Source organism: Sphaerochaeta sp. S2, assembly GCF_016406725.1.
GTDB lineage: Bacteria > Spirochaetota > Spirochaetia > Sphaerochaetales > Sphaerochaetaceae > Sphaerochaeta.
In genome coordinates this window covers 1-1,279 of record NZ_JAEKNT010000240.1, presented here as the reverse complement: position 1 = coordinate 1,279, position 1,279 = coordinate 1, and the positions used below count along the sequence as shown (strand labels likewise).

At 26.7% G+C, this 1,279-nt stretch carries 1 protein-coding gene; it reads left to right on the top strand.

What is annotated here, in order from left to right; all coding sequences use genetic code 11:
* The coding region (locus JF818_RS06890; protein WP_198891296.1) for a sulfatase-like hydrolase/transferase at positions 1-1,279 on the top strand (1,279 nt) is incomplete at both ends.

Below are 1,279 nucleotides of genomic sequence, written 5' to 3'. Positions count from 1 at the left end.
GGATATTATTATTGATGAAAGTAATTTTGGTAAAGACTTTATTAAAACCGAAAAGAATATTGATGGATTTTCATGGGGTTATGCAGATGAGCAGATATTTGAAAAAACATTAACCACATTTGATGCTAAAAAGCAGCCAAGGTTTGATGTTATAATGACACTTTCTAATCATGAACCATTTGAATTTCCCGAAAAAGAAAGTTTTATACAAAAAGTTGATAGTTTAGTGCAAGCAAATCATTCATTAAAAATTTCAGATAATGAAATAACTTCCTATAAAGATATTTTTGCTACTTTATTATATACCGATACCTCAATTAAAAATTTTATGGAGAGATATTCCCAAAGGCCGGAATATACAAATACAATTTTTATAATAACAGGTGATCATAGGTTGATACCTGTTCCACAAAAGGATAAATTGTGCCGATTTCATGTCCCCTTATATATTTTTAGTCCAATGTTAACTAAAACTTCAAAGTTTAAATCAGTATCATCACATTGGGACGTAGCACCAAGTTTACTTTCTTTTTTAATGAAAAATTACAAATTCAATAAGTTAGAAGAAACTTCATGGATGGGTAAAGGTCTTGATACAGCAGTAAAATATAGAAATTTAAAGAAAATACCTTTAATGAAATATAAAGGAGGGATAAATGATTATATATACAAAGAGTATCTTTTGTCTGATGATGAATTGTATAAAATTGATGAGAGTTTTAATACTTATAAAATCGAAGACACAATTGTTTTAAGTGAACTAAAGGATTCTTTAAAAGCTTTTAAAAAATTGAATGCGTATATTACTCTCAATGATAAAATATATCCTGATTTGATGAATATTTATATTAAAAAGAAGGTTGAATTTACAAAAGATGAGCTTCTAACTATTAAAAATTTAGCTGATGGACTAAATAATGATCAAACCTTTTTAGTAGCAAGAGAATTGGCTTTTAATAAAGAATACAATAAAGCCTTATTATTGTGTAATTATATTTTAAATATTCAGTCAGATCATCCTGATGTAAGACTTTTAAAAGGAAGAATAAATGCTTGGCAAGGAAATTATAATGAAGCAGAATTGGAATTTTTAAACGCTTTAAAAAGACACCCTTCTTATGATGAGATTTACTTGGCTTTATTTGATTTATATTGGTGGTCTAATCAAGATAATAAATCAATAGAAATTTATAAAAAAGCAACGGAGAATGAAGTAACAAATTCAGAAGTTAGTTATAAATTGGCTAAAGCATATGAAAGAATGAACGATACTTTGAAA